The sequence below is a fragment of the Microbaculum marinum genome, from assembly GCF_037855135.1.
Taxonomy (GTDB): Bacteria; Pseudomonadota; Alphaproteobacteria; order Rhizobiales; family Tepidamorphaceae; genus Microbaculum; species Microbaculum marinum.
Genome location: NZ_JAZHOF010000002.1, coordinates 503,872 through 525,782, shown reverse-complemented (window position 1 = coordinate 525,782; position 21,911 = coordinate 503,872). Strand labels below are relative to the sequence as shown.

21 protein-coding genes are annotated in these 21,911 nt (G+C 67.0%); 5 read left to right on the top strand and 16 right to left on the bottom strand.

Annotated features, from left to right (window positions below):
• Positions 1-67: 67 nt before the first annotated feature.
• A complete protein-coding gene (hemA, locus tag V3328_RS05995; RefSeq protein ID WP_340328704.1) occupies positions 68-1,309 on the top strand; it encodes a 5-aminolevulinate synthase in 1,242 nt (413 codons plus the stop codon).
• A gap of 14 nt (positions 1,310-1,323) precedes the next feature.
• On the opposite strand, the gene ccoS is transcribed toward hemA, so the two are convergent.
• The 8 genes from ccoS to ccoN all read right to left on the bottom strand — a co-directional run bounded on the left by ccoS (position 1,324) and on the right by ccoN (position 9,216).
• Positions 1,324-1,491: a cbb3-type cytochrome oxidase assembly protein CcoS gene (ccoS, locus tag V3328_RS05990; protein ID WP_340328703.1), complete on the bottom strand. Its 168-nt coding sequence runs from the start codon at positions 1,489-1,491 to the stop codon at positions 1,324-1,326.
• On the bottom strand, positions 1,491-3,704 hold the full coding sequence (locus V3328_RS05985; RefSeq protein WP_340328702.1) for a heavy metal translocating P-type ATPase: 2,214 nt from the start codon (positions 3,702-3,704) through the stop codon (positions 1,491-1,493). The genes ccoS and V3328_RS05985 overlap by 1 nt, the downstream gene beginning before the upstream one ends.
• 5 nt (positions 3,705-3,709) lie before the next feature.
• Positions 3,710-4,201 (bottom strand): FixH family protein, encoded by a 492-nt coding sequence (locus V3328_RS05980; protein ID WP_340328701.1) that lies wholly within the window; start codon positions 4,199-4,201, stop codon positions 3,710-3,712.
• A gap of 33 nt (positions 4,202-4,234) precedes the next feature.
• On the bottom strand, positions 4,235-5,680 hold the full coding sequence (ccoG, locus tag V3328_RS05975) for a cytochrome c oxidase accessory protein CcoG (RefSeq protein WP_340328700.1): 1,446 nt from the start codon (positions 5,678-5,680) through the stop codon (positions 4,235-4,237).
• 104 nt (positions 5,681-5,784) lie between these two features.
• Positions 5,785-6,651: a cytochrome-c oxidase, cbb3-type subunit III gene (ccoP, locus tag V3328_RS05970; protein ID WP_340328699.1), complete on the bottom strand. Its 867-nt coding sequence runs from the start codon at positions 6,649-6,651 to the stop codon at positions 5,785-5,787.
• 4 nt (positions 6,652-6,655) lie between these two features.
• Positions 6,656-6,802, bottom strand: coding sequence for a cbb3-type cytochrome c oxidase subunit 3 (locus V3328_RS05965; protein WP_340328698.1), 147 nt, complete (start codon positions 6,800-6,802; stop codon positions 6,656-6,658).
• Between the two features lie 4 nt (positions 6,803-6,806).
• Complete coding sequence (ccoO, locus tag V3328_RS05960) at positions 6,807-7,547, bottom strand: cytochrome-c oxidase, cbb3-type subunit II (RefSeq protein WP_340328697.1); 741 nt, start codon at positions 7,545-7,547, stop codon at positions 6,807-6,809.
• 13 nt (positions 7,548-7,560) lie between these two features.
• Positions 7,561-9,216 (bottom strand): cytochrome-c oxidase, cbb3-type subunit I, encoded by a 1,656-nt coding sequence (ccoN, locus tag V3328_RS05955; RefSeq protein ID WP_340328696.1) that lies wholly within the window; start codon positions 9,214-9,216, stop codon positions 7,561-7,563.
• 246 nt (positions 9,217-9,462) lie between these two features.
• Here ccoN and V3328_RS05950 point away from each other — a divergent pair, with 246 nt between their 5' ends.
• The 3 genes from V3328_RS05950 to V3328_RS05940 all read left to right on the top strand — a co-directional run bounded on the left by V3328_RS05950 (position 9,463) and on the right by V3328_RS05940 (position 12,664).
• Complete coding sequence (locus tag V3328_RS05950) at positions 9,463-10,965, top strand: 2-hydroxymuconic semialdehyde dehydrogenase (RefSeq protein ID WP_340328695.1); 1,503 nt, start codon at positions 9,463-9,465, stop codon at positions 10,963-10,965.
• A 76-nt stretch (positions 10,966-11,041) separates the two neighbouring features.
• Positions 11,042-11,824, top strand: a complete 783-nt coding sequence (hpaH, locus tag V3328_RS05945; protein ID WP_340328694.1) for a 2-oxo-hept-4-ene-1,7-dioate hydratase — start codon at positions 11,042-11,044, stop codon at positions 11,822-11,824.
• A 72-nt stretch (positions 11,825-11,896) separates the two neighbouring features.
• A complete protein-coding gene (locus tag V3328_RS05940) occupies positions 11,897-12,664 on the top strand; it encodes an HpcH/HpaI aldolase family protein (RefSeq protein WP_340328693.1) in 768 nt (255 codons plus the stop codon).
• Here the strand turns inward: V3328_RS05940 and V3328_RS05935 are convergent.
• Positions 12,651-13,739: an AbrB family transcriptional regulator gene (locus V3328_RS05935; protein ID WP_340328692.1), complete on the bottom strand. Its 1,089-nt coding sequence runs from the start codon at positions 13,737-13,739 to the stop codon at positions 12,651-12,653. The genes V3328_RS05940 and V3328_RS05935 overlap by 14 nt on opposite strands.
• Before the next feature lie 121 nt (positions 13,740-13,860).
• Here V3328_RS05935 and hemN point away from each other — a divergent pair, with 121 nt between their 5' ends.
• Positions 13,861-15,225 carry an oxygen-independent coproporphyrinogen III oxidase gene (hemN, locus tag V3328_RS05930; RefSeq protein ID WP_340328691.1) on the top strand — a complete coding sequence of 455 codons (1,365 nt, stop codon included), beginning with the start codon at positions 13,861-13,863 and terminating at the stop codon, positions 15,223-15,225.
• Positions 15,226-15,338: 113 nt separating this feature from the next.
• Here hemN and V3328_RS05925 read toward each other — a convergent pair whose 3' ends face one another.
• From V3328_RS05925 to V3328_RS05895, 7 genes are all read right to left on the bottom strand, one after another.
• Positions 15,339-16,019 carry a helix-turn-helix domain-containing protein gene (locus V3328_RS05925; RefSeq protein WP_340328690.1) on the bottom strand — a complete coding sequence of 227 codons (681 nt, stop codon included), beginning with the start codon at positions 16,017-16,019 and terminating at the stop codon, positions 15,339-15,341.
• A 119-nt stretch (positions 16,020-16,138) separates the two neighbouring features.
• The gene (locus tag V3328_RS05920) at positions 16,139-16,477 is read right to left on the bottom strand and encodes a response regulator (protein ID WP_340328689.1); all 339 of its coding nucleotides are present in this window, start codon (positions 16,475-16,477) and stop codon (positions 16,139-16,141) included.
• 99 nt (positions 16,478-16,576) lie between these two features.
• Positions 16,577-17,173 (bottom strand): response regulator transcription factor, encoded by a 597-nt coding sequence (locus V3328_RS05915; protein ID WP_340328688.1) that lies wholly within the window; start codon positions 17,171-17,173, stop codon positions 16,577-16,579.
• Positions 17,174-17,183: 10 nt separating this feature from the next.
• Entirely contained in the window at positions 17,184-18,338 is a 1,155-nt protein-coding gene (locus tag V3328_RS05910) for a PAS domain-containing sensor histidine kinase (RefSeq protein WP_340328687.1), read from the bottom strand.
• A gap of 139 nt (positions 18,339-18,477) precedes the next feature.
• Positions 18,478-18,906 carry a large-conductance mechanosensitive channel protein MscL gene (gene mscL / locus V3328_RS05905; protein ID WP_340328891.1) on the bottom strand — a complete coding sequence of 143 codons (429 nt, stop codon included), beginning with the start codon at positions 18,904-18,906 and terminating at the stop codon, positions 18,478-18,480.
• 151 nt (positions 18,907-19,057) lie between these two features.
• Entirely contained in the window at positions 19,058-21,196 is a 2,139-nt protein-coding gene (locus V3328_RS05900) for a DUF294 nucleotidyltransferase-like domain-containing protein (protein ID WP_340328686.1), read from the bottom strand.
• Positions 21,197-21,219: 23 nt separating this feature from the next.
• Entirely contained in the window at positions 21,220-21,864 is a 645-nt protein-coding gene (locus V3328_RS05895; RefSeq protein WP_340328685.1) for a hypothetical protein, read from the bottom strand.
• Between the last annotated feature and the right edge of the window lie 47 nt (positions 21,865-21,911).

The following is a 21,911-nucleotide window of genomic DNA, read 5'->3' as shown; positions in this document are numbered from 1 at the left end:
CGCGAGCGCATGGCCGGCAGGCCCCGGATCTGCGACATCCGGACAGCGATACCGGAAGGCGATACCCATGAGCTTCGACTACAGGCGAGTGTTCCGCTCGGCGATCCGTGAAGTGGCCGCCGAAAAGCGCTACCGGGTCTTTGCCGAGCTCGAGCGCATGGCCGGACAGTTCCCCAAGGCGCGCCATCACGCCGAAGCCGGCCCGCGCGAGATCACCATCTGGTGCTCCAACGACTACCTCGGTATGGGCCAGCATCCGAAGGTCATGGAGGCGTTCCAGGAGACGGCCGCGCGCATGGGCGTCGGCGCCGGCGGCACCCGCAACATCTCCGGCACCAGCCACCCGCTGGTCGGCCTGGAGGCGGAACTCGCCGACCTGCACGGCAAGGACGCCGCGCTGGTCTTCACCTCCGGCTTCATCTCCAACGAGGCCTCGATCTCGACCATCGCCCGGCTGATACCGGACTGCCTGATCCTGTCCGACGCGCTCAACCACTCCTCGATGATCGAGGGGGTGCGGCGCTCAGGCTGCGAGAAGAAGATCTTCCGCCACAACGACGTCGGCCATCTCGAGGACCTGCTGAAGGCGGCCGGCAAGGAGCGCCCGAAGCTGATCGTGTTCGAGTCCGTCTATTCGATGGACGGCGACATCGGGCCCGTCGGCCGCATCTGCGACCTCGCCGAGCGCTACGGCGCGATGACCTATATCGACGAGGTGCACGCGGTCGGCATGTACGGACCGCGCGGCGGCGGCATCGCCGAACGCGATGGCGAGATGGGCCGCATCGACGTGATCGAGGGAACGCTGGCGAAAGCCTTCGGCTGCCTCGGCGGCTACATCGCCGCAAGCACGGACATCGTCGACGCGGTGCGTTCCTTCGCGCCCGGCTTCATCTTCACGACCGCGCTGCCGCCTGCCGTGGCGGCCGCGGCGACCGCCTCGATCCGCCACCTCAAGGCCTCCACCGCCGAACGCGAATCCCAGCAGCGCCAGGCGACGCGCACCAAGGACGTGCTGTCGCGTCGCGGCCTGCCGGTGATGCCGTCCGTCACCCACATCGTACCGGTGCTGGTCGGCGACGCCGAACTGTGCAAGGCGGCGAGCGACCGGCTGATGGACAGGCACCACATCTACATCCAGCCGATCAACTACCCGACCGTGCCCCGGGGCACCGAGCGCCTGCGCATCACGCCGACGCCGTTTCACGGGGATCAGCTGATAGACACCCTCGCCGGTGCGCTGTGCGAGACCTGGGACGCGCTCGGCATCCCCTACGCCGATACGGGCCGCGCCGCCGCGGCCGAGTGATGTCGGAGCGCCTGCTAGTCCGGCTCTCCGTGACGCCCCTGCAGATCGTCATCCTGCAACACCCGCCAGGCGGCGCCGTCGAGATCCTCGTACTGGCCGGACTTCATCGACCACAGGAATGCCCCGAGGCCGAGTAGGCCGAGCGCCAGTGCGGCCGGAATGAGGATGAACAGGACGTCCATCAGTCCGCGCCGCTCCCGATACCGAGCCGGCGGGCTTCGGTCCGCACCCTGAGCGCATTGAGCGTCACGATGACGGATGAACTCGACATCGCCAGTGCGGCGATCAGCGGCGTTACGAAGCCGAACACGGCAACGGGAACCGCACACAGATTGTAGAGCGCTGCAAACCAGAGGTTCTGGTCCATGGCCCGCCGGGCGCGGCGGGATATGTCGATTGCCGCAACAACCGGCGCCAGCCGGTCGCCCAGGAATACCGCGTCGGCGGCTGCCTGCGACAGATGGACGGCGGTGATCGGCGACATGGAGACGTGGGCGGCGGCAAGCGCTGGCGCATCATTGAGGCCGTCTCCGACCATCAGCACCTTGTGGCCGCTTGCCTTCAGGTCTTCCAGCACGGCGATCTTGTCGGCCGGCTTCAGGCCTCCGCGGCGGTCGGCGATGCCGAGCGCCTCGGCCGCCACGTCGACGGCTGAGGCCCGGTCGCCGGACAGGATCATCGTCCGCAGGCCGCGTTCGGCGAGCTGGGCGACGACGTCCCGTGCATCGGGGCGAAGGGCCTGGGTCACGGCAATCGCAACCGGCGTACCGCTACCCTCGCGGTACCAGACAAGCGAATCGGTGCCGGTTTCCGCTGCGCCGGCCACGTCGGCCGGAACATCGCAGAACGCGGCCGATCCGAGCCGCAGCTCGGCATCGTCGACCTCGACCCTGACACCTCTACCCGGTTCTTCCATCGCGCCGTGGAACGGCGCCTTGCCGCCGGCGTGCGACACGAGCGCGGCTGCCAGCGGGTGCCGGCTGGAAAGCGCGAGCCGTCCGGCGCGTTCGAGCGTCTCGCCGGACACCGCCCGCGGCGCGACGACTGACCGCTCGGGGCAGGTCAGCGTTCCGGTCTTGTCGAAGACGACCACGTCGGCGTCCGCAAACCGCTCGATCGCATCGCCCGCGTTGAGCAGCACGCCGGCGCGGAACAGCAGGCCCGAAGCGACCACCTGGACGGCGGGAATTGCAAGCCCCAGGGCGCAGGGGCAGGTGATGATCAGCACCGCGATCGCCGCCGTCAGGGCGGCGTGCCAGTCGGCACCGGCCGCAAGCCAGCCGATAAAAGTAAGGGCAGCTGCGGTGTGAACGAGCGGCGCGTAGAAGCGGGCGGTCCGGTCGGCCAGCGCCAGCCGGCTCGAGCGGGCGGTCTGGGCGACCTCCAGCAGCGTATTGACCTCGTCGAGCAGCGTCCCCTTCGCCGCCGCGGTGACCTGGACCGTCAGCGCCCCGGTCATGTTGAGCGTGCCGGCATAGACGCGGTCGCCCGGTCCGACCCGCTCGTAGGCGGTCTCCCCGGTCACCAGGCTCTGGTCGATCTCGGTGGAGCCGGTCTCGATGATCCCGTCGACCGACAGGCGCTCGCCGGCCGCGACGAGCACCCGGTCGCCGGGATCGATTGCGGACACCGGCACGGACCGTATCGCACCATCCGGCAGCAGCTTCGCCGCCGTCTCGCCTTTCAGCGCGGCGAGGTTCTCCGCCTGCGCCCGCGTGCGGCGGCGCATGTTCATGTCGAGGTACCGGCCGACCAGCAGGAAGAACAGCAGCATGACCGCCGCGTCGAAATAGGCGTGGCGGCCGCCGGTGAAGGTCTCCGCCAGCGACATGCCCATCGCCAAGAGCACGCCGAGCGTGATCGGCACGTCCATGTTGACGCTGCGGTTGCGCAGCGCCTGGAAGGCGGAGGAGAAGAACGGCCTGCCCGCATAGGCGACGGCGGGGATCGCGATCAGCGCCGAGATCCAGTGGAACAGGTCGCGGGTCTCCGGCGTAATGTCGGTGACGTTTCCCGACCACACCGACACCGACAGCAGCATGATGTTCATCGCCGCGAAGCCGGCGACGGCCATGCCCTTCAACAGCCGTCTGGAGTCCGCCGCCTCGGCGCCCGCGGCCGCACCGGGATCGAAGGGATGCGCCCGGTAGCCGAGTTCCGAGATCCTGTCGACGAGATCGCCGGGGGCGAGGCTTCCGGCGTGCCACTCGACCGCGAGCCGCCGGTCGGTGAAGTTCAGCCGGGCCCGTGTCACGCCGGGTACACCGCTGAGGCCCCTTTCGATCTTCGCCATGCAGCCGGCGCAACGGACCCCTTCGACCGCGAGGTCCATGTGCTCGATGCCGTCGCCGACGACGGTGACGAAGCTGCCGAGATCACGGTCGAGGAAGCCCATGTCGACTACCTCAGGGTGATCCTGCTTTCGGAATGATAGACCCGGTCGCCGCTCCGGTCGGCGTCGATGATCAGCATCCACCGCCCCGGAGCGATCCTTTCTGCAATGCCGCGATACCGCCCGACCTCGCCTTCGATCAGCGTCACGACCACGTCCGCCGTCTCGTCTGCCGGACTGGCCAGCCGCGCCGCCATCGACAGGCCGCTGACGGGGGCGCCGGCGGCGTCGCGGACCCGGACGTTGATGGTTGCGCCCGGACCGGACCGGACCAGATCGGCGCCGACCGTCCAATGCCTGGCGGCCTGCGCCCTGGCCGCGTCGATCTCGCCCTGATACTGGCCACCGGCCTTGTAGGAGGAGCCGACGACTGTGCCGGTGTGGCTCGACACCGCGAGCCAGATCAGTACCGCGTTCGCCGCGAAGATCAGGCCGAAGAAGCCGACCAGACCCAACAGGACGGTCCTGCCGGTGATACGGAAGCCGGTGTCGTTGTGCATGGGTGTTGCCGTGGGCATGCCGGAACCTGTCGCTCAGGGGGCTCTGAAGAAGTCGCTTGCCGTGTCCGTCTCGCCGGTCGCGGGATCGAGGATCGTGAACGTGATCGGCGTGGAGTCGTCGATATCGGCACCGGGCGGCGACTGCACCACGACGCGAACCTCGCGTGTCGTGTCGGGCCGCACGTTTACGACCGGAGCGCCGTTCCGGTACTCCCCGATCCCGATCGCCTCCACACTGGCGCCGGGAACGCCGCTGATCGACAGCACGTAGTCGGTCGGCTCGAGCCGCTTGTTGAGGATGCGCACCGTATAGCCGTTGCGGTAGCCGCCGTCGGTGAGCGGGACGAACAGCGGATTGCGGTCGTGGATGACGTTGACGCCGCTGTGGCCCCGCGTCACCAGGCTCCATGCCATGACGCCGGTGACGGCCAGGATGATGACGGCGTAGACGACCGTGCGCGGCCGGACGAAGCGATAGACCGGCGCGAGGCCTTCCTCGCGACGGTGGATGTTGATGTCGGTGTCGTAGCCGATCAGGCCGCGCGGCCGGCCGATCTTGTCCATCACCGTATCGCAGGCATCGATGCACAGGCCGCACTGGATGCATTCGAGCTGCAGGCCGTCGCGAATGTCAATGCCGGTGGGACAGACGGCGACGCACTGGAAGCAGTCGATGCAGTCGCCCGCGGGCAGGCTGGCTGCCTTGGCGCGCTCGGCATGCTTCACGGACATCCGCGGTTCGCCGCGGTCGTAGCGATAGGTGACGTTGAGCGCCCACTCGTCGGTGAGCGCGGCCTGGATGCGCGGCCAGGGACACATGTAGACGCACACCTGCTCGCGGGCGAAGCCGGCCAGCAGGTAGGTCGTGAAGGTGAGGATGCCGATCCACATGTAGACCATCGGCGAAGCCTGGAAGGTGGCCAGATCCTTCACCAGGGTCGGCGCATCGGCGAAGTAGAGAACCCAGGCGCCGCCGGTCCACCAGGCGATCAGCAGCCATAGGGTGTGCTTGGAAATCTTCTCCATGACGAGCGTCGGGGTCCAGCCGCGCCGGTCGGCCTGCATGCGCTCGCGACGGTCGCCCTCGATCAGCCGCTCGACTGCATAGAACAGATCGGTCCAGACCGTCTGCGGACACAGGTAGCCGCACCATAGCCGGCCCGCGACCGCGTTCATCAGGAACAGGATCATCGCCGCCAGGATCAGCAGGCCGGTGACGTAGTAGACTTCCTGCGGCCAGATCTCGATGAAGAAGAAATAGAAGCGGCGCGTCGGGAAATCGATCAGGACGGCCTGGTCCGGCGCGTACGCACCGCGGTCCCAGCGGATGAACGGGGTGAAGTAGTAGACCCCCAGCGTGGCGATCATCAGCGTCCACTTGATGGTCCGGAACCGGCCCTCGACCTTCTGCGGGTAGACCTTCTTGCGGGCTGCGTAGAGCGGCGCGGGGGCACCGCCACTCGTCGTATCGGCACGCATGTTCGCTTCTCCGATGCCGCTGTCGTGCGGCTGGCTCGCGACCCGCCCGCCTCCTCCCCCGGACGCGGGCGACCGCCGGTTTGCAGTCTTCGGATTCGGCCGCCTCAGCCGCCGCCGAGGCTGTGCACGTAGACCGCCAGCGACTTGATCGTTACCGGGTCGAGCCGGTCGACCCAGGGTGGCATGACGCCGCCGCCGCCGACCCGTATCCGGTGGACGACGGTGTCCAGGTCGCTGCCGTACAGCCAGATCCCGTCGGTCAGGTTCGGCGCCCCGACCTCCTGCATGCCCTTGCCGTCGTCGCCGTGGCAGACCGCGCAGTTGTCCAGGTAGACCGCCTCTCCCCCGGCAAGATCGGCGCCGGCCTCGGTGTCGAGGCCCGAGAGCGAGCGGACGTAGTTCGCGGCGGAGCGGATCTGGCCGCTGTCGAGCAGTTCGTCGCGGCCGAAGGCCGGCATGTCGCCGAACCTGGTCTCCTCGTGGGCGGAGCGGATGCCGTAGAGGATGGTCTGGTGAATGGCATCCGGATCGCCGCCCCACAGCCAGGAGTCGTCGACGAGATTGGGATAGCCGACCGCCCCGCCGCCGCCGGCGCCGTGGCACGGCGCGCAGTTGTCGCCGAAGGCGGCCCGACCGTTCGCCATTGCGAAGTCCAGCAGGCCGGGATCGGCCTGGATGTCCTGCAGCGAGGCATCCGCAAGGGCCGCGCCGGTCCGGGCGCGCATGTCCTTGAGTGCGGCGACCTGCTCCATGACGATGGCACGCTGGGACTGGCCGCGGATGCCGCGCGCGTAGTCGTTCACGAGCGGCCAGGAGGGCATCAGGATCCAGTAGAACACGGCCCAGACGATGGTGGCGTAGAACGTCCACAGCCACCACCGCGGCAGAGGCGTATTCAGCTCCTTCAGACCGTCCCACTCATGACCGGTGGTTTCGGTACCGGAAACCCGGTCGATTTCCTTGTCGGCCATGCTTTCAGTCCTCACGGAGGGGTATTTTCGACGCTTCCTCGAAGCGCTTCCTGTTGCTCGGCCAGAGCGCGTAGACGAGGACGACGAGGAAAAGGATGACGAAGTAGAGGAGACCCCAGGTCTGGGCGAACTGGGCGAGCCGTTCGTACATCACATCACCTCAGGTTCACGTCGGCCTGGTCGTCGTACATGGAGAAGTCGACCAGCGTTCCGAGCATCTGCAGGTAGGCGATGACCGCGTCCATTTCGGTCAGTTCGCGCGGGTTGCCGTCGAACGCGCTGACCTGCGCGCCGGGATACCGTTCCTCCAGTCCGGCGACGCCGTCGCTGTCGGGGTCGGACTGTGCCCTGAGGTCGGCGAGCGCGTTGTCGATCATGTCGTCGGAATAGGGCACGCCGACGAGGCGGTTGGTCTGCAGATCCGCCTTGATGTCGGTCGGCTCGAGGCGGGTGTCGGCCAGCCACGGGTAGCCCGGCATGACCGAGGCCGGCGAGACCGAGCGCGGATCGACCAGATGGTCGTGGTGCCACTGGTCGGAGTACTTGCCGCCGACGCGGGCGAGATCGGGCCCGGTCCGCTTGGAGCCCCACTGGAAGGGGTGGTCGTACATGGATTCCGCGGCCAGCGAGTAGTGGCCGTAGCGCTCCACCTCGTCGCGCAGGGTGCGGATCATCTGGCTGTGGCAGAGATAGCAGCCCTCGCGCACGTAAATGTTGCGTCCGGCCAGCTCCAGCGGCGTGTACGGCCGCATCCCCTCGACCTTCTCCACCGTCGATTTCAGGTAGAAGTTGGGGACGAGTTCGACGAGACCGCCGATCGCCACCACGATCAGCACGCCGACGGTGAGGACGATCGAGTTCTTCTCGAAGATCTCGTGTCTGTTCATCAATGACATTCTCGGATCTCGCTCACTCTGCCGGCTGGACGGCGGTGGGATGGCCGACGGGCTCGATTCCCCGCGCGCCGTAGCGAACCGTCATCCAGAGGTTGTAGGCCATGATCACCGCGCCGAGGACGAACAGCAGGCCGCCGAGCGCGCGGATGACGTAGAAGGGATGCATCGCCTCGACGGTCTCGATGAACGAGTATTCGAGGAAGCCGAGGCTGGTGTAGGCGCGCCACATCAGGCCCTGCATGATGCCCGACACCCACATCGCCGTGATGTAGAGGACGATGCCGATGGTGGCGATCCAGAAGTGCCAGTTGACGAGCTTCAGCGAGTACAGCTCGCGGCGGTTCCACAGCCACGGCACCAGGCAGTAGACGGCGCCGAAGGAGACGAAGCCGACCCAGCCAAGCGCGCCTGAGTGCACGTGCCCGATGGTCCAGTCGGTGTAGTGGCTGAGCGAGTTGACCGCGCGGACCGACATCAGCGGCCCCTCGAAGGTGGACATGCCGTAGAAGGCGACCGAGACGACCAGCATCCGCAGGACGGGATCGGTCCTCAGCTTGTCCCAGGCCCCAGACAGCGTCATGAGCCCGTTGATCATGCCGCCCCAGCTCGGCATCCACAGCATGATCGAGAATGTCATGCCCAGCGTCTGCGCCCACTGCGGCGCTGCCGTGTAGTGGAGGTGGTGGGGTCCCGCCCAGATGTAGAGGAAGATCAGCGACCAGAAGTGCACGATCGACAGCCGGTAGGAATAGACCGGCCGGTCGGCGCGCTTCGGCACGAAGTAGTACATGATGGCCAGGAAGCCGGCGGTCAGGAAGAAGCCGACGGCGTTGTGGCCGTACCACCACTGCGTCATCGCGTCCTGCACGCCCGACCAGACGATGTAGGACTTCGGCTCGACGAAGGAGACGGGCACCGTGGCGTTGTTGATCACGTGCAGCATCGCGATCGTGACGATGAAGGCCAGATAGAACCAGTTCGCAACGTAGATGTGCGGCTCCTTGCGCTTCCACAGCGTTCCGAGGAAGACAAGCAGGTAGATCACCCAGACCAGCGTCAGCCACAGGTCGGCGTACCACTCCGGCTCGGCGTATTCCTTCGACTGGGTGACCCCGAACAGGTAGCCGGTACCCGCGATCACGATGAAGAAGTTGTAGCCCCAGACGACGAACCAGGGCCAAAGACCCCCGGCCATGCGGGCGCGCGTGGTGCGCTGGACCACGTACATCGACGAGGCGAGCAGGACGTTGCCGCCGAATGCGAAGATCACCGCGGAGGTGTGCAGCGGCCGCAGCCGGCCGAAGGTGGTCCACGGCAGGTCGAGATTGAGCGCCGGCCAGGCGAGTTGCATGGCGATGTAGAGACCGACGGTAAACCCTGCCAGGCCCCAGAACACCGACAGGACCGTCGCCAGCTTCACCGGCCCCATCTGATAGTTCGGCCGGCCGTCGATCTCCTCGGGCGCATTGGCTTCGCGCTGAAAGTAGCCGTTGAAGACCGCAAAGGCTCCGATGCCCGCAGCGGCCAGTCCAAGCCAGGCATGAAACGCCATCGTGGAATCGTGCGTCTTGGCCGCGATCAGGACGCTCGCGATGGCGCAGACAAGGAGCAGGAAGAGGACGCCCCCTTCGTCCGCCGTCAGCGATTTTGCCGGAGTTGAGGCTGCCATCTCGGTTGGTCCCGGTTCCGTCTCAGGGTCACGTTCCGCACCCGCAATTCGAAACTCGCGGGCGCACCGGATACCAACGCCGCGGGAAGGTCAGCTGCATTGATATGTGTCAAGCGCCGCCGCTGACACGACCCGCTTCACGGCGGCACGGCCGGCGCGGCCGATGGACATCGCCGAGCGGGTCGGGGTAAACGGAACCGGGCGCCGCCATGCGGACCCTGTTCGCCGAACCGAAGGCAGGTGCCGATGCAGCGGATCGCCAAGACAAATCCGTCCAGTGATTCACCCGTCAGAAACGTCCTGAATTTTGTCGATGGCGCTTTCGTACCGGCCATGGGCGGCCGCGCCTTCGACAAGCGCTCGCCCGTCAACGGCGCTCTGATAGCAAGGGTGGCAGAGGCCGGCCGCGACGACGTCGACGCCGCCGTTGGCGCTGCCCGCGCCGCGCTGCGCGGACCGTGGGCGGATCTGGCGCTGCAGCAGCGCTGCGACCTGCTCTACGGCGTCGCCGACGAGATCAACCGGCGCTTCGACGATTTCCTGGAGGCCGAGGTTGCCGACACCGGAAAACCCGTCAGCCTGGCGCGTCAGATCGACATTCCGCGCGGCGCGGCGAACTTCAAGATATTCGCCGACGTGGTGAAGAACGTTCCCGGCGAGGTCTTCGAAACGCCGACGCCGGACGGCGCCGGCGCCCTCAACTTTGCCGTCCGCGCGCCGGTCGGGGTCGTTGCGGCCATCTGCCCCTGGAACCTGCCGCTGCTGCTGATGACTTGGAAGGTCGGCCCTGCTCTCGCCTGCGGCAACACCGTCGTGGTGAAGCCCTCCGAAGAGACCCCGCAGACCGCGACCCTGCTCGGCGAGGTGATGAATGCGGTGGGCGTGCCCGGCGGCGTCTACAACGTCGTCCACGGCTTCGGACCCGGTTCCGCCGGCGAGTACCTGACCACCCACCCCGGCGTCGACGCCATCACGTTCACCGGGGAGACCCGAACCGGGGCGGCCATCATGAAGGCCGCCGCGGACGGAGCCCGGCCGGTTTCGCTGGAGATGGGCGGCAAGAATCCCGCGCTGGTCTTCGCCGACTGCGATTTCGACGCGGCGATCGAGGGCACGATGCGCTCCTGCTTCGCCAATTGCGGCCAGGTCTGCCTCGGCACCGAGCGGGTCTACGTGGAGCGGCCGATCTTCGAGCGGTTCGTCGCGGCCCTGAAAGAGAAGGCCGAGGCGATGAGGCTGGGGTCACCCGCCGATCCCGGCACGGGGATGGGGCCGCTGATCAGCCAGGAGCACCGAGACAAGGTGCTGTCCTACTACCGCAAGGCCGTCGAGGAAGGCGCCACCGTCGTTACCGGCGGCGGCATTCCCGAGATGCCCGAAGACCTTGCCGGCGGATCCTGGATCCAGCCAACGATCTGGACGGGTCTCTCCGACGAGGCGGCGGTGACGACCGAGGAGATCTTCGGTCCCTGCTGTCACATAGCCCCCTTCGACAGCGAGGCCGAAGCGATAGACCGCGCCAATGCTACCAAATACGGTCTCGCCGCCAGCGTCTGGACGACGAACCTGGCCCGCGCCCACCGGGTCTCTGCCCGGCTCGAGACCGGCATCGTCTGGGTCAATTCATGGTTCCTGCGCGACCTGCGCACCCCGTTCGGCGGCGCCAAGCAGTCCGGCATCGGCCGCGAAGGCGGCGTCTACTCGCTGGAGTTCTATACAGAACTCAAGAACGTCTGCATCAAGCTCTGACGGGGACGGTCCCTGGCCGACCCGGCCGCCTGACCGGACACGGAAAAGATCATCAGAAAAGATCAGGGGTAAGGGAATGCTATCCGACGCCGACCGCATGAAGGCCGCCGACCAGCTCGAGGAGTCCGGCCGCACCCGCAAGCAGGGCACCCAGCTCTCCACCGCCTGGCCGGACATCACCGTCGAGGACGCCTACGCGATCCAGGCCGAGGTCGCCCGGCGGCGGATGGCGGCCGGCGCCACGCTGATCGGCCACAAGATCGGCCTCACTTCGAAGGCGATGCAGCGCTCCACGATGATCGACGAGCCGGACTACGGGCACCTGTTCGACGACATGATGATCGCCGACGGTGCGAAAGTGCCTCACGCCGACTATTGCGTGCCGCGGGTCGAGGTGGAACTCGCCTTCGTGCTGGCGAAGCCGCTGAAGGGACCGGGCATCGGCCTGCTCGACGTGCTTCGCGCGACGGAATACGTCGTGCCGTCGATCGAGATCATCGACGCGCGCATTCAGGACCCGCGCAAGATATACGACACGATTTCCGACAACGGCGCTGCGGCGGGCATCGTCATCGGCGGGCGCCCGGTCGGCCCCATGGACGTCGACCTGCGCTGGGTCGGCGGGATCCTGTATCGCAACTCCGAGATCGAGGAGACCGGGATCGCTGCCGGCGTGCTAGGTCACCCGGCGCTCGGGATCGCCTGGCTCGCCAACAAGGTCGGCCCGTTCGGCGTGACCCTCGAGCCAGGCCACATCATGCTGTCCGGCTCGTTCATCCGGCCGGTCTGGGCGGAGAAGGGCGATACGCTGCATGCCGATTTCGGCGAACTCGGGGACGTCTCCATCCAGTTCGTCTGAGCCGAAGGCAATCGTCGCGAACGCCGCCTTGACCACTTCCAAACAACACCACCAGCACAGGAAGCGCACCCCATGGACATCACCCGGAACGCCTTCAAGCACGCGATCGCGGCGGGCACGCGTCAGATCGGCCTGTGGAGCAGTCTGGCCAGCAACATTGCCGCCGAAGTCATCGCCGATTCCGGGTTCGACTGGATCCTGTTCGATACGGAACACGCGCCCAACGAGATCCCCGGGCTGATATCCCAGATGCAGGCTGCCGCCATCGGAACCGCGACCCCGGTCGTGCGGCCGGCCTGGAACGACGCCGTCCTTATCAAGCGAATCCTCGACGCAGGCGCGCAGTCGATTCTGGTACCGTTCGTCCAGACGGCTGACGAGGCGAGACAGGCGGTATCGGCTGCGAAATATCCGCCTGCAGGAATCCGCGGGGCGGCGGGGACGTCACGCGCCAGCCGCTACGGGCGGGTGTCCGGCTACCTCAATACGGCAAACGACCAGATCTGCGTGCTGGTACAGATCGAGACCGAGGAGGCGCTCGGCCGCATCGACGAGATCGCCGCCGTGGACGGGGTCGACGGCGTGTTCATAGGACCCAACGACCTGTCCGCCTCGATGGGCTATCTGGGCCAGATGCGTCATGCAGACGTGCAGGCGGCCATCAAGAGGGCGATCGACGCGCTGAAGGCGGCCGGCAAGCCCGGCGGCATCCTCACCAGCAACCAGGAAGACGCCCGCCAGTACGTGGAGTGGGGCTTCACCTTCGTGGCCGTTGGATCCGACCTCGGCCTGCTGGCGAAGTCGGCGGATGCGCTCGCCTCGCGGTTCAGGGACCTCTGAGCGGGTCCTGCGTCTCGTCCTGCTTGCCCGGGCGGCGGCGCAAGATGAGCGGCGCGAGCAGCACCAGCACCAGGAATCGCACCGTGTGGTGGGCGCCGACATAGGCGGCGTCCAGACCTAGCAGGAAGGCCATCACCACCATTACCTCGAGCGCTCCCGGCGCGAAGGCCAGTATGGTCTGGCCGAACGGAAAGCCGAGCCAGGCGGTGGCGACGATCGCCGTCAGTACCGAGACGACGAACCCGATCGCGAATGTCATCGCCGCGTCGAACAGGCCGGCCCGGAAATTGTGCCAGCCGAGACCGGCGAACCGCGCGCCGATGCCGGCGCCGAGCACGACGAACGACACCATCAGCACCTCGGAGGGCAGCGTCGCCGAAACGACGTCGGTGCCGTGCAGGGCGGCGCTGGCGATGAGCGCACCCATCAGCCCGGCGGCGGGGAACCGCGCCAGCCGCATCAGCAGCACCCCGATGAAGCCGAGACCGATCAGCAGAACCAGGTCGTAGAGCCCCGGCAGCTCGCTTTGGGGCATCGCCATCGTCAGGTCGAGGCCGGATGTCATGCTGATCAGCGGCGGCAGCAGCGCAACGAGGATGGCCACGCGCACCGCCTGCACCAGGGCGATACGCGGAACGTCGGCGTCGGTCGCGTCGGCAAGCGCCATGATCAGCGACAGCGCTCCGGGTATGCTGGCCAGCATGGCGTCGTCCCGGCTCCAACCGCGGAAATAGACCAGCGGGACCGCGCAACTCACCGACAGGATCGGCAGGGCGACGATCAGGATGACGATCGACGCGGGCCAGCTGCCGATCCCTGCGATCGTCTCCGGCGTCACCGCGGACCCGATGTTGAGGCCGAGCACGAAGAAGACGATCTCGCGCACCCAGCGCGGCACGATCGTCGGCGCACCCATCAGCGCGGCGGCCGCCACCACGATCATCGAGCCGGAAATCCACGGAACCGGCAGCCCGAGCATGGCAAATGCAAGGCCGCCTGCTGCGGCCAGCGCCATCGTCATACCCAAGCCGGGAAGTTCGCGCAGCACGTCCTTGCGCGCGGGCAACCGAATCAAACCGTAGCTCCGAATCGAGATGAAAATCGGCAGGCCGTCGGGGACAGCCCAGTCTAGCGCAGTTCCGCACCGAATGACCAAAATCAAGGATCGGCCCGATCAGATAGGACTAATTTGCGGAATGGACCAGCGCCTGATCGGCCACGCGACGCGAAATGCGCCGCGATACACCTCATATCCAACGGCTCCGCACTTCACCGACCCCGTGGGGAGCGGGACCTACGCGGGCTGGCTCGAGGCGCTCGAGCCGGATGCCCGACTGTCGCTCTATCTCCATGTCCCCTTCTGCAGGGCCATGTGCGCCTACTGCGGCTGCCACACCAGGGCCGTCCGCCGGCGGGAACCGATCGCCGGCTATGCTCGCACCCTGCGGGAGGAAATCCGGCTCGCGGCAGATCACCTGGACGCGACGCGGCCCGGCCGCGACCGCCCGCTCGTCCACCTGCACTGGGGCGGGGGCACGCCAAGCCTGCTCGACCCGGCCGATTTCGCCGAGATCGTCGCCCTCGTCGAATCGCGCTTCGACCTGCGGCCGGACGCCGAGCATGCCATCGAGCTCGATCCGCGCACGGTGACACCGGAGCTCGTCGCGACCCTCGCCGCCGCCGGAGTGAACCGGGCCAGCCTCGGCGTTCAGGACCTGAACAGGCAGGTCCAGGAGGCGATCGGACGCGTCCAGGACGAATCGATCGTCCGGCGCGTGGTCTCCAGCCTGCGCGGGGCCGGCATAGGCGCCATCAACATGGACCTGATGTACGGGCTTCCCCGCCAGGGAACCCGCGAGATCGAACGGACCGCGGACGAGGCCGCGGCGATGCGGCCGCAGCGGATCGCGCTGTTCGGGTATGCCCATGTGCCCTGGCTGAAGACCCACCAGAGGCTGATCGACGCTGCCGGGCTGCCGGGTGCGATGGCGCGCATCGAGCAGTCCGAGGCCGCGGCCGGGCGGCTGCTGCTCCATGGGTATGTCCCCGTCGGGATCGACCATTTCGCCCTGCCCGAAGATCCGCTTGCGGTCGCCGCGATGACCGGCACCCTGCGGCGCAACTTCCAGGGCTACACGACAGATCCCGCCGACGCGCTCATCGGTTTCGGGGCCTCCTCGATCGGCAGGCTGCCGCAGGGCTACGTCCAGAACGCACCGGATGTCGGCGGCTGGCGCCGCGCGATCGAGGCCGGCGAGCTGCCCGCCGTCCGGGGCAAGATGGTGGATGCGCACGACATCGCGCGCGCGGAGATAATCGAGCGGCTGATGTGCGACTTCCGGGTGGATCCCGATGCGGTCTTCGCGAAGCACCACCTTGCGGCGGACGGTCTGGATTCGTCCTACGATGCCCTCGAACCACTGATCGCCGACGGCATTGCGGTCCGCGAGGGCCCTTTGGTATCAGTGCCATCCTCCAGGCGCCCGTTCGCCCGCCTCGTCGCTGCGGCCTTCGACACCTACCTGCGGCGCGGCGCGGCCCGCCATTCGGCTGCGGTCTGAACCTTGGATACCTCGATTACGGCGGTACCCAAAAAGAAAGCGCCGTCTCCGGGGAAACGGCGCAGTTGGCAAGAGGACGTTGACCCGCGCAATTCAGGGCGCGGAGAATTCCGTCAGCAGGCGGTCGCGAGATCCTCGATCGCGTTGAACCTGGTGATCCGGACCCGGTCCTGCTTCTCGAGCACGATCAGGCCGCGGCGCTTGAGCTCGGAGAAGGATCGCGAAACCGTCTCGATCGTCAGGCCCAGGTAGTCGGCGATCTCCTGGCGCGTCATCGGCAGGCTGATGACCGGCTGGTCCGTGTCGGGGGCCAGCCGCAGCAGGAAGCTCGCCACCCGTTCCATGGCCGACTTGCGGCCGAGCAGAACCGCGTGCTCGTGCATGGCCTCGAACTGGATCAGCATCCGGCGGGCGAGGATGCGCTGAAACGAGCACGACCGCTCCGCACTGCGCCTGTCGATGAACCGGACACGCACGTCCGTCAGCGTCTCGGCGGAGCAATCGCGCTCCTCGCCCCGGGCGAACCCGAAGACGTCGCCCTGGCCGAGCAGTTCCACAACCTGGCGTCGTCCGTCGGGCAGGAGCTTGTAGAGCATCACGCACCCCTCGACGACCTGGCAGATGGCGTCGGCGCTGTCGCCCTCGAAATAGATGGTCTGGTGCTGGCGATAGCGCGCCACCGTGGTGCAGCGCTCCAGATCGGCGGGAACCTCCGGCAATAGCGCACCCGCCGCATTGCAGCCCGGAAAGGGGAAAGCGCTCTTGAGCAGGGACCTGTCGACTGCTGTGTTCATCGCTCTATCCTCCGGCCGGCTCGTTGCGCCGATGAGGAACGCTAGCGGATCGCTGCGAGCGCGAATATTCGGAGGGCTACGTAAGTGATTACACGTAAGCCGCCCGGCAACCGGTACCTTCAGATGAGGTCCCGAAGGGCATCGGCCTCGACCGGCTTGCGGATCAGATGCCGCACCCCCAATCCGGAGATCTGCTGCTCGAGCCGGGTCTGCGCCTGCCCGGTGATGATGATGATCCTCGCGGTGGACCCGCCGTTGTGCAGTTCGCGAACGAGGTCGGCGCCGCTCATGCCGGGCAGCAAGAGATCGACGACCACCGTGTCGGCGGACAGAGGCATCCCGGTCGCCAGGAAGGATTCCGCATCCGGGTAGGCGGCAGCCTCGTGGCCGAATTCGCGCAGCATGACGACAAGCGCGTCTGCCACTGCCGGGTCGTCCTCGATGACGTGGAAGACCACCGCCGTTCTCCATTGACGAAGACAGGACTTTCGTCGGAGGCGGGCCGAGGCGCCTTGATTGGCGTCAAATGGCGGACGCCGGGGAAACAGCCCTGTCACCTAACCGCCAAGCACGATGCGCATCAGGTCGGCGGTATTGCGCGCGCCGAGCTTCTCCATGATGCGCGCGCGGTGCACCTCGATGGTGCGCGGGCTGATGCCGAGACGGCGACCCGCCTCCTTGTTGGTGGCACCAAGGGCGATCTCCCTCAGGACGTCCCGTTCTCGCGGCGTCAAAGCCTCCGAGAATTCCGGCAGCGACGGCTCCGCGGACGGCCGCCTGCGTTCGGCCGAGATCGCCTGCTCGACCCGTCGCACGACCGTATCGGCGTCGAATGGCTTCTCGATGAAATCGAAGGCGCCGTCCTTGATCGCCCGCACGGCCATCGGAATGTCGCCCTGGCCGCTGATGATGAAGACCGGAGCCGAAAAGTTCGCCGCGCCGAGTTCCTTGAGGACGTCGAGTCCCGATTTTCCGGGCATGTGCACGTCGAGAAGAACGCAGTCTGGCGCCGAATTGCCGGCGGATGACAGGAAATCCGTGGCGTTCGAATAGACGCACACAGTGTAGCCCTCAAGGGTGAACACGACGGAGAGCGCGTCGCGCACGGCAGGATCGTCATCGACGATATGGATGGATTTCAGCGCTGTTGTCATGGATGCGCGCTCAATCCTTCACCGACTTTCCCGGGGGACCGAGAGCCGGCAGTTCGAGCGTGAACCGCGCGCCTTTCCCGGAGCCGCCGGGATCCGCATACAGGTCCCCTCCGTGACTTTGGGCGATCGATCTCGAAATCGCCAGACCCAAACCGACCCCGCCCTTGGCGCCGGTCGCGAAGGCTCGAAACAGCTCCGGGAAGATCTGCGGATCGATTCCGGGACCCGAATCCTCCACCGACAGCGCCACGTTTCCTTTGCGCAACGCGATCTCCACGACGATGATCTTGGGATCGGAGCCACCCACCGCATCGATCGCATTGCGAAGCAGGTTGACGACGATTTGCTGGATCTGCACCGGATCGACATCGACCGACGGGAGACCCTCGGCGATCCGGCGCTCGATGGTCACCTCCCGCGCCTTGCTGCCGATCGCCGTGAACTCGATCGCCTCCTCGACGAGCATGGCGAGGTCGGCAGGCTGATGCTCGACCTCCCTCTTCTCCACGAACCGGCGCATGCGATGGATGATCTTGCCTGCGCGGTCGGCCTCGGCCAGGGCCTTGTCCAGGATATCCGATACCCCCTTCGGCAGGGCCTCCGTTTCGGTGAGCCTGGTAGCAGCGCGCGATACCGCCTGCAGGTAGAGCATCAGCGCGGTCAACGGCTGGTTCAGTTCGTGCGCGAGGGTCGCCCCCATCTCGTCGACGGCATTTATGCGGGCAATGCGCACGAGCTGCGACTGCAGCTCCGCCAGCCGCTCGGCGGCCTCGAACTCGGGCCGCAGGTCGCGCAGTATGCCGATGAACTGGCGGCCGTCCTGTGTCTCCGCTTCACCGACTGCCAGCTGGACCGGAAAGACCTCGCCATCCTTGTGCTGGGCCCGGACTTCACGGCCGATGCCGATGATCTTCGGAACGTGCGTCTCCAGGTAGTTGCGAAGGTAGGTGTCGTGCTCGCGCGCATAGTCCGGCGGCATGATGAGCTTGACGTTCCGGCCGGCGGCCTCCGCCGCCGTCCATCCGAACAGCTGCTCGCAGGCCCGGTTGTAGACCAGGATGCGGCCGGTCTCGTCGATCACGATGATGCCGAACACCGCCGTGTTGAGGACGCTGGCAAGTCGTGCGTCGGATACGGTCGGTGGGAGCTCGTCTGACGATTCCATGCCTGCAGTCTACAGCGCTGGGGCCTGCCATCCAGTCGCGCCTGTCTCGGCAGCTTCCGCCACACGCCCCGGGTCTGGTGCCTCACCCGGGCCCAATAGCACAGCTCATGGAGACGACGAAGCGCGGCGACGTCGCACTCTAGGACTGCTTCTTTGCGAGCAGATCGCGGATTTCCTCGAGGAGCACCTCCTGGCGCGGCGGCGCGGCCACGCCCTCCTCCTTCTTCTCCTCGAACTGGGCCTTCAGGCGATTGATCACCTTGATGACCATGAACAGGGCCCAGGCGACGATGAGGAAGCTGATCAGTGAATTGATGAACAGCCCCCAGTTGATCGTCACGGCGCCCGCCTCCTGTGCGGCGGCCGGACTCGGGTAGGGCCCCTCGCCCTTCAGCACCGTCATGATGCTCGAGAAGTCCACCCCGCCGAGGGCCAGGCCGACCGGCGGCATGATGATGTCGTTGACCAGCGAGTTGACGATGGTGCCGAAGGCCCCTCCGATGACGATGCCCACAGCCATGTCGACGACGTTGCCCTTGACTGCGAACTCCCGGAATTCTCCCAAGATTGACATGCTTCCATCCCTTGCAATGCCGCTCCGCCCGGAGGCGCCGTCCCAGGGCCGAATCGGCGGCGGTGTCGTCCCGGCGCGCTTCGATTGTAGGCCCTTCGCCGCGCACGTGTTCAAGGGTGAACCGTAGAGCGGCGGCCAGACCCGCTCACGAGAACAGCAGGTCGCGCGCGGTATGGTCGAGCGTGCCAAGCGCTGCCAGCGCACGCTTCAGGTCATCTGAACGCCGGCGCGACAGGCGGCTCGCCTCGATCGTGTTGGATGGCGGCAGGCCGTGCTCGATATCGATCAGCTGCTGTTCCAGCACCAGGTCAACCAGCATGCCGTGCACCTCGACAAGCCTCTCCAGGTCGTTGTCGGCGCCGAGTCCAAGCGCCCGTACGCCTTCCAACCTGGCCACGGTGGAGCGTTCGAGGACGCGATGGCGGATCGACAGGACGCGGGCATTGGCTACGATCGGAAATATGCCGCCCTTCTTCAGGTCGACGCGGCCGCTTTCGGTCTTGAAGCCGCCGAAGAACGTCAACGGAGCCGAGAAGCCCGCGGCCGATTCCGCCATCAGCTTGGCGAAGCCGACACTGGCGCGTCCCTGCTCGTAGGCGAAGGTCCAGATGTCCCGGGCCATTGCCGCATTGCCGTGCACGGCGCGCAGATCGAAGAAGATGTCGACGTTGAGAAGATCCTGCGGACGCGATCGGCGGACCCACTCCGCAACGCGGCTGCGCCAAGTCGACAGTGAGGCGCGCCACTCTGCGTTGACGGCCATTACCCCGCCCCTGCAATAGGGGATCCCGGCCTCATGGAGGATGTCGGAAACGTGCCGCCCGAAGGTCGCGAACCAGGCGTCGACGACGTCGGCCGCACCTTCCTTAGGGTCGGCATGGATCACCGCGTTGTCCTGGTCTGCGGCGAGCATGCTCTCCCCGCGCCCCCCCGATCCCAGCACCAGCAGGGCATAGTCGACCGGCGCCGCGCCAAGCCCGTCCGCGATCATCCGCGTTTCGGCGAGTTGGCCCGCCCGCCGCGTCATGGCGCACAGTTCGCGGCTGATGACGCCGGCGATGTCGCGTCCGTCGATCCCCTCGCCGGCGAGGCCGCGAGCGATCGCCGGCAGTTTCGCCCAGGCGATCGCCAGTTCCCGGGCGCCTGCGGCCGTGTCGATCTCGTCGCCGAGCGACACCGCATCGCCGGCGCGCAGACGCAGCAGGTCGCGCTGGCTCAGCGCTCCGACGACCCTTCCCGTGTCGTCTGCCACGCCGAGGTGGCGGACGCCGAGGCGCGCCATTCGGCCGATCGCCCGGTAGATGTAGGCGTCCTCCAGTACGCACTCCAGCGGCACCGTGGCGTAGGCGGATACCGGATGATCGAGCACGGCCTCGCCGCCTGCCGCGACGGCGCGCAGGACGTCACGTTCGGTCAGTATCCCGCATGTACTGGCGCGGAGATCGCCGGCATCGCCGACGTAGACCGAACTGACCCGCCTGTCGACGAGGACCGACAGCGCCTCGCGCAGCGCGAGGTCGGGTGCCACCACGATTGCCGGCGCGCTCATCACATCGCCGATGCGGTGGCGATAGGGATAGGCATCGAGTCGCGACAGCGCCTTCTCCGAAAGTACCGCCGCCTCGCGGTACACGGGTTCCACCCAGCCGGCTCGATGGTACTCGTCGAGTACATCCGTGAGGCGCGAGCAGGCTGCCTCCGCCTCCGCGACGGTACGGATGCCGCATTCGCGCAGGCGCGGAACCAGGGCGGCCAGGATATCGGCGGTCGCTATCGCATCGCCGAGGGCGGTGTGGCGTTGGCGGATCGAGATGCCGAGCCAGGCCGCCAGCGAGTCGAGCGAAAAGTCGGGCAGATTCGGTGCCACCAGTCGGGCGAGCAGCCGCGTGTCGAGGGCTCGCGGCTGGTTCCACGGCAGGCTCGCGCGTTCGCACTCCCGCTTCATGACCGCCAGGTCGTAGCCGATGTTGTGGCCGACCACGATACGGCCGGCGATGAACTCCTTCAGGTCCGGCGCCAGGTCGGCAAAGGACGGCTTCCCCGCCACATCGGCGTCGCGAATGCCGTGGATCGCGCTCGTCTTCTCCGGGATCGCGATCCCCGGGTCGACCAGTGCGTCATAGATGTCGTCACCATTGCGCATTCCCGCGCGCAGGCCGACCGCCCCGATCTGTACGATCCGTGCGTCCCGCGGGTCGAGCCCGGTGGTCTCCGTATCCAGCACGACGGCATCGATAGACAGAAGGGGTACGGCGCTGGAAAGGGCGGAGCGGCTGCCTGGCATGTGCGACGTCCGCTGCCTCGCGCCTACTCTGCCCCCACTGCGGGTAGGCGAACGGTATTGGGCGGCGCGAGAACATCGTCGAGCAGGGAATCGACCTTCAGCCGTCCGGCGAACTCCTCGTAGAGGCGGCACAGGTTCGCCCGGAGATGATTGCGGACCACGACGAAGTCCTCCCCGCGCAGACTCTTGTGGATCGGCATCAGGTCGAACATCTGTCGTGCCGTGCCGAGCGGAATGTCCTTCACGGCCTTGCGCGGCGCGAGCTGGATCTCGGAGAGGCGATCGCGCAGCCAGTCGGACTTCACCACCCAGAAATCGGCCGGCTCGCCGGCGGGAACCGGATAGCGGTGGACGACCGCAAGGGCGATGTCGATCATCCTGTCCAGCAGTTCGGCTTCGCGGCCGGACGCGGCGGGACGCAGCACGCCTTCCGCCATTTCGGTGAGGTCCGCCAGGGCGATCGGATAGCCGTTCCAGCGAGCGACGTCGACGGCTGCCTGAAACTCCTTCTCGAGGAACAGCTTGTCCCAGAACACGCCGGCCCGTGCCCGGGAATACTCGAAGACGCATTTCTGGACGAGAAAGGCAGCACGGCTGTCGAGAAAGTCCTCGAGCGCCCCGACATCGGCGATCGGCGGCGGCCGGCGGAACATGTCGAGAAGCCCCATGACGTACTCCCACGCAACCGGGATCTTCTACCCGCCGTGTCCGGCAG

Excerpts from the sequence above, each read along its gene's own strand:
- hemA (WP_340328704.1), top strand. The coding sequence starts at position 68 with ATGAGCTTCGACTACAGGCGAGTGTTCCGCTCGGCGATCCGTGAAGTG.
- ccoS (WP_340328703.1), bottom strand. The coding sequence starts at position 1,491 with ATGGACGTCCTGTTCATCCTCATTCCGGCCGCACTGGCGCTCGGCCTA.
- V3328_RS05985 (WP_340328702.1), bottom strand. The coding sequence starts at position 3,704 with ATGGGCTTCCTCGACCGTGATCTCGGCAGCTTCGTCACCGTCGTCGGC.
- V3328_RS05980 (WP_340328701.1), bottom strand. The coding sequence starts at position 4,201 with ATGCACAACGACACCGGCTTCCGTATCACCGGCAGGACCGTCCTGTTG.
- ccoG (WP_340328700.1), bottom strand. The coding sequence starts at position 5,680 with ATGCGTGCCGATACGACGAGTGGCGGTGCCCCCGCGCCGCTCTACGCA.
- ccoP (WP_340328699.1), bottom strand. The coding sequence starts at position 6,651 with ATGGCCGACAAGGAAATCGACCGGGTTTCCGGTACCGAAACCACCGGT.
- V3328_RS05965 (WP_340328698.1), bottom strand. The coding sequence starts at position 6,802 with ATGTACGAACGGCTCGCCCAGTTCGCCCAGACCTGGGGTCTCCTCTAC.
- ccoO (WP_340328697.1), bottom strand. The coding sequence starts at position 7,547 with ATGTCATTGATGAACAGACACGAGATCTTCGAGAAGAACTCGATCGTC.
- ccoN (WP_340328696.1), bottom strand. The coding sequence starts at position 9,216 with ATGGCAGCCTCAACTCCGGCAAAATCGCTGACGGCGGACGAAGGGGGC.
- V3328_RS05950 (WP_340328695.1), top strand. The coding sequence starts at position 9,463 with ATGCAGCGGATCGCCAAGACAAATCCGTCCAGTGATTCACCCGTCAGA.
- hpaH (WP_340328694.1), top strand. The coding sequence starts at position 11,042 with ATGCTATCCGACGCCGACCGCATGAAGGCCGCCGACCAGCTCGAGGAG.
- V3328_RS05940 (WP_340328693.1), top strand. The coding sequence starts at position 11,897 with ATGGACATCACCCGGAACGCCTTCAAGCACGCGATCGCGGCGGGCACG.
- hemN (WP_340328691.1), top strand. The coding sequence starts at position 13,861 with ATGGACCAGCGCCTGATCGGCCACGCGACGCGAAATGCGCCGCGATAC.
- V3328_RS05925 (WP_340328690.1), bottom strand. The coding sequence starts at position 16,019 with ATGAACACAGCAGTCGACAGGTCCCTGCTCAAGAGCGCTTTCCCCTTT.
- V3328_RS05915 (WP_340328688.1), bottom strand. The coding sequence starts at position 17,173 with ATGACAACAGCGCTGAAATCCATCCATATCGTCGATGACGATCCTGCC.
- V3328_RS05910 (WP_340328687.1), bottom strand. The coding sequence starts at position 18,338 with ATGGAATCGTCAGACGAGCTCCCACCGACCGTATCCGACGCACGACTT.
- V3328_RS05900 (WP_340328686.1), bottom strand. The coding sequence starts at position 21,196 with ATGCCAGGCAGCCGCTCCGCCCTTTCCAGCGCCGTACCCCTTCTGTCT.
- V3328_RS05895 (WP_340328685.1), bottom strand. The coding sequence starts at position 21,864 with ATGGGGCTTCTCGACATGTTCCGCCGGCCGCCGCCGATCGCCGATGTC.